Raw genomic sequence first — 5144 nt, 5'->3', positions numbered from 1 at the left:
TATTAGCATAGAAGTATATCAATTCTATGGGTAAGGCTTGTCCTCCCTATTCGTTCGGTAAACCGCCTATGTCTCTTGCCCATGTGATTCTGGGTCTGCTCCAACAACAGGAGTGGACAGGCTACGACCTCAAAACCAAGTGTTTTGACGATTGCATTTCCCATCTGTGGCCAGCAGATCAGGCACAGATTTATCGGACTTTAGACAAACTGGAGTCACAGGGTTGGATTACCTGTACTGTTGAGATTCAGCACGATCGCCCTAATCGCAAGGTTTACCGGATTACCAAAGCAGGTGAAGCAGAGTTAACCCACTGGCTTCAGACGCATCAGCCGTTGCCCGTGTTGCGAGAGCCGTTGCTGGTGCAACTCTATTTGGCGGCTCAGTTGCCTAACGAGGCGATCGTGTATCTGCTAGAGCAGGAACTGGAAGCACGGCAAGAAAAGCTAGCCCAGTGTGAGGCGATCGAGGCTCTATCTTTGAGTAATCCGACTGCATCACGTGAACAAAAACTGCATCGACTGGTTTTGGACTTAGTGAAGCAACGGGAACAGACTTATTTAGATTGGTTGGAAAAGGCGATACGTGCTATGCACACGCTGCGCGATCGCAACAATCCGTAGCCAATCAACGTAAATTCCTTTGAATATATTGCGATGGAAAGTCAACAGAAATTCAAGCATTGGCTACGACGGCATTATCAACTTAACGGAGTACAGTCAAAATTAGGCATGATAATTCCTAAGCAGTCTTGATCACTCTGATTACGCAGCAGACTTTAGCCCAGCAACTTCTCGCCAAGCTTCAAATCGTTGGCGTAGCTGTTCTCGGTATCGTTTTGCAGTTAGTTCATGTTGCTTCGGGTGAAAGTGTCCTCGAATCGGCTCAAAGGCTGAGAGCAATCGTTGCGCTTGTCCCGCAGATTTGAAGCGTCGCATTCGCCTTTCTCTGATTCGTGTGGGTTGATGCGAATTCTCTGCTCGATTGTTCAATCCCTTATGCTGTCGATGCTCCACGCTCGGCAGCACTCGTTTCTTTGCAGCTTCGTAACGCTTCAATTTGTCGGTGACAATCACTCGTGGCACGAACCCTTGTTTCTTCAACAGCTTACGAAAAAAGCGCTTCGCTGCCTTCGTATCCCGATGTCGTTGTAGCAACACCTCTAGAACGTTCCCAGTTGAATCCACCGCTCGCCACAGATAGTATTGCTGCCCTTTGATTGTGACAACCACTTCGTCGAGATGCCATCGAATAGGTAATTGAGTTCGTTTTAGGTGAAAGCGATGCCTAGCTGAAGAAAATCTTTTACGCATTCTCTATGATTAGCTTCCGAGTCAAACCAGGCTTTTCATGCAGTCTGTGTGCTTCTGCCGTTTGAGCTAATGAGAATGTCTGCTCAATTCGAGGAGATAAAACACCAAGATTCAACCATTCAACTAGCTTAGACAAGTCAGCTTGATTGGGTTTATTTTCTACCACGATTGGTTTGATGGCTCGATCTTCAGTGTAAGGACCTCCCGGCTTCCACCATTCTGGAAGTACGGTTGTATAAGCTCCACCATTCTTCACGGCACTGAAAGTCTGATGGGCAATGTCTGCTCCAACCAGATCGATCGCCCCATCAACGCCTTCAGGTACTACTTCACGAACAGCATTGTTCAAGCTTTGGTCAACTGGAACCGCCCATTCAACCCCTTGGATACGTGCTTCTTCTGCTAAGTGAGGTGATATAGGGGAAATCACTTTTAGCCCTAGCTGCCGTGCTATCTGACTAGCAAAGCCGCCCACTGCACCCAGTGGATTATTAATCACAATCAGTTGTCCAGGTGATAGCGAGAGGGCTTTAACGGCTTGAAGAGCTGTAATACCGGCTAGAGGAATGGCAGCAGCAGTTACAAAATTGATGGTTTCAGGCAGTTTTACAATCTGTGTTGACGGAACTGCAACGAGTTCTGCATGAGTACCTCTGCCGCTGGAAGGCTGCTCTGAAATCAGTACGACGCGATCGCCTCCAACAAAATCAGTCACACCATCTCCTACATCTTCAACAATTCCTGCGGCATCCCACCCCAAAATCATGGGAAAATGATGTGGTTCACTTGATAAAACACGCCCTTGTCGAACGCCAATATCAACAGGGTTCACGCTGGATGCATAGACTCGTACCAATACTTCGTTAGTACCAGGTACTGGATCAGGCATTTCAGTCAGATATAGAACATCAGGTGTTCCATAATGGTCAAGAACAATAGCTTTCATTGCTTTTTTAGGAATGAGGTGAACGAAGCTTGAGGTAGATAAATACTGACCGTTGAGAGTTGCTTGTTTGTGATGCAGAGTTTATCTGCGGTGGATGATAGACAATGCTATTGGGGAGAAAGGGTTTTAGCAACTCGCCAAGGTCACCAGAACTTTGCACCGCTCATGGCTGCCATGAACACCATCGGGTCCCAGTACTCGCGGTAGGTGACGATTAGCCCGTTCTTGAACGTGACAAACGTGGCGTAGCTCATTTCATAGGGGTTGCCGTTAGGGATCACCCGGCCTGAGACGCTCCATTCGGCAATAGCCATGTTGGGGTCGTCGGTGGCGTTGATCTTTAACGTGGGAGTACTTTGAATGTCGATGACGCTGGGATAGTTCTTCAAATACTCGTAGAAAGCCGCTCGGCCCACCAGCTTTCTGGACGCCACGTCGGGCGCGAAGGGGAATTCGGCGACGACGTTTTCGTCCCAGAGTTCAGCCCAGCCCTTAATATCTTTGGCTAGGAAAGTGTCCAGACTGCGCTTCAGCAATTGCGCTGCGGTCAGACCCTTGCCAGCCTCTTGCGTGTGTGCGTGTGTGGCGGTGGCGAGCGTGACGTCGCTTGTGAGATGATCTTGTTTCATGTGATTGTGTCCAAGTTGGGGTTGATGATGTTGACTTGCCCCTGCGGCAAATCTCAGAGCTATCGCTCTTTCGGGCGGGGTTGCTTTCACTGATTGCGTACTTCTCTTAGGCCATCCGGGCAGCGATGCTTTCGGCCAGCATCATGGTCGGGAAAGCCGTTGCGACGGAGGGCACGTCAGGCCAGATCGAGGCATCGACGACTCGCAGGCTCTTGACGCCACGAACGTGCCCGTCAAGATCCACCACGGCTCCGGCATCGCGCGGTCCGCCCATGGGTACCGTGGAGGTCGGATGCTGATAGCTCTGCACAAAGGCCGCGAGCGCGGCGTTGATCGAAGCGCGGTCGCTCTTTGCCGCGCCCGGCGCCAGTTCTGCACCCACCATATCGGCAAAAGGCTGCTGACGCGCAATGTTCCGGATGACTTCGACACCATCGACCAATCGCTCGCGGTCACCGCTGTCCGTCAGGAAGCCGAGATCGATGATGGGCGCAGCATAGGGATCACGGCTGGCGATGGTGAGGGAACCCACGGAACGCGGTCTCACGAGCGCAGCGAACAGCAGGAATATCGCGCCGTCGGAAGTCTGCCCACCGTCGGGCAGGGTCGCGGTGCTGATGTTCAGATCTGCCTCGCCGTTCGTCGCGTGGTTGGATGCCGTCCACAGCATTGCGCCGATGGGTGGATACGGAAGGCCTACTGCTTCCTTGCGAATCGACCAGACGGTCGGAACCATTGGGTGATCCTGTAGACGGCGACCGACCGGCAGATCGGACACGACCGGGATGTCAAGGCCTCGCAGCACCTCAGAGGGGCCAATGCCGGAACGCATCAGGATCGCCGGGCTGACATAGGTGCCCGCTGAAAGGATGATTTCACCGGCTAGGATGATCGCCCCGTCAGCCAGTCGGACGCCTTGGGCCTGGTCATGCTCCACTAACACGGCATCGACCAGCGTCTCGTCGCGGATGGTCAGATTAGGTCGGGCGCGCACCGCATCACCCAACAAGGTCATTCCTGTGTTAAGCCTCACACCCATGCGGGTATTCATCACATAGGGACCAACGCCCAGCGGCTGCCCCGTCATAAAACCCGATGTGCGCTGGTAGCCCGCAGCCAGTGCCGACGCAATGAAGTCGCGATGCTGGTCAGACACTTCTTCATCGCCGAGCTGGTGGATGGGGACGCAGCCGTCGCGGCCGTCGCCGCCAGTGCCGGAGGTACGCTCCAGCGAACGATAGAAGGCCTGCGAGCTTTGCCAGTTCAAGGCGTCGAGGTCATGTGCCTTGGCCCAGCGATCGTGGTCGTATTTCGGCACCCGTATCGCCACTGCACCGTTGATGGCAGACGAGCCACCCAGCACCTTGCCGCGGTTGAGCTGAAGCCTTCTGCCCAGCACGCCAGGCTCGCTGTAAAAGCCCCAGTCGTGCTGCGGATCGCCACCCACTAGGTCCTGGCGGCGGACTGGGTCGGGATAGGCGTTTGGGGGATAGGCCTTGCCCGCTTCGATCAGCAAGACACGGCGAGATGGATCAGCACTCAGGCGATTGGCCAGCACTGCGCCAGCGGATCCGCCACCGACGATGATGACGTCAAACTCTGCTCGGCCAGCGCGCCCAGCAAAGTCTCGGCGGCTCTGTTCTGTTGCGTTGATTGTTTGATTGCCTTTCATTTCATTTCATTACTCCTGTAAGGTCTTCTCCGCACGGCACATGCCGCACATTGGGGTGGTATTGGCGCGGAGGACTGGGAGTTCAATGTCACGCACAAGTTGGAAGAGTCCGCTCTGATGAGCAATCAGCAGCAGCACGCTGTCATTGGGATCGATCATTGTGTCGATGGTGTTGCTGATGGGTTTGTCTCCTTTTTGATTCAAATTCAATCAATGTCGTTTTTTCCTAGCTATCTGGAGCGTGTCCAGTTCTAGTACTCACTTTCTTTCGGAATAAGTTCAATGTAGGAGACTGCCTTCAACTCGTCGTCTACAGCAAGTTAAAATTTTTACAGTACAAATTGATAGAGCAACCATGCCATCGCGGAGTAGAAGGCTGACTCTAACTTAAGTTAGAATCCGAATTTGATCGAAAGTACATCCTATAAACTGACAATGCCGCGTTTAACGGCAACAATCACTGCTTGGGTACGATCGCTCACATCTAACTTATTCAAAATTCGATTGACATGAGATTTGACCGTGCCTTCACCGATGCTCAAAGCAGCCGCAATATCGGCATTACTCATCCCCTGTGCCAGTGA

Annotated in this window: 7 protein-coding genes; 2 read left to right on the top strand and 5 right to left on the bottom strand. The window is 52.6% G+C overall.

The genetic code is table 11. The features are described 5' to 3' along the window. Window positions 1-68: 68 nt before the first annotated feature. Window positions 69-623: a PadR family transcriptional regulator gene (locus H6F86_RS00060; RefSeq protein WP_190446060.1), complete on the top strand. Its 555-nt coding sequence runs from the start codon at window positions 69-71 to the stop codon at window positions 621-623. Between the two features lie 141 nt (window positions 624-764). Here H6F86_RS00060 and H6F86_RS00055 read toward each other — a convergent pair whose 3' ends face one another. From H6F86_RS00055 to H6F86_RS00040, 4 genes are all read right to left on the bottom strand, one after another. Then, complete coding sequence (locus H6F86_RS00055; RefSeq protein ID WP_199304902.1) at window positions 765-1313, bottom strand: IS6 family transposase; 549 nt, start codon at window positions 1311-1313, stop codon at window positions 765-767. Beyond that, a complete protein-coding gene (locus H6F86_RS00050) occupies window positions 1306-2259 on the bottom strand; it encodes an NADP-dependent oxidoreductase (RefSeq protein WP_190446058.1) in 954 nt (317 codons plus the stop codon). The genes H6F86_RS00055 and H6F86_RS00050 overlap by 8 nt, the downstream gene beginning before the upstream one ends. Before the next feature lie 143 nt (window positions 2260-2402). Then, window positions 2403-2888, bottom strand: coding sequence for a nuclear transport factor 2 family protein (locus H6F86_RS00045; RefSeq protein ID WP_190446057.1), 486 nt, complete (start codon window positions 2886-2888; stop codon window positions 2403-2405). A gap of 106 nt (window positions 2889-2994) precedes the next feature. After that, window positions 2995-4560, bottom strand: coding sequence for a GMC oxidoreductase (locus H6F86_RS00040; protein WP_190446055.1), 1566 nt, complete (start codon window positions 4558-4560; stop codon window positions 2995-2997). A gap of 117 nt (window positions 4561-4677) precedes the next feature. Here H6F86_RS00040 and H6F86_RS00035 point away from each other — a divergent pair, with 117 nt between their 5' ends. Then, a complete protein-coding gene (locus tag H6F86_RS00035; RefSeq protein WP_190446053.1) occupies window positions 4678-4815 on the top strand; it encodes a hypothetical protein in 138 nt (45 codons plus the stop codon). A 167-nt stretch (window positions 4816-4982) separates the two neighbouring features. Here the strand turns inward: H6F86_RS00035 and H6F86_RS00030 are convergent. Further along, window positions 4983-5144 (bottom strand): LuxR C-terminal-related transcriptional regulator (locus H6F86_RS00030; protein WP_190446051.1); only part of this gene is annotated, 162 nt, incomplete at its 5' end.

It is taken from the genome of Phormidium sp. FACHB-592, assembly GCF_014695795.1.
Lineage (GTDB): Bacteria > Cyanobacteriota > Cyanobacteriia > Leptolyngbyales > Leptolyngbyaceae > Stenomitos.
This window is presented reverse-complemented; position numbering and strand designations above follow the sequence as displayed.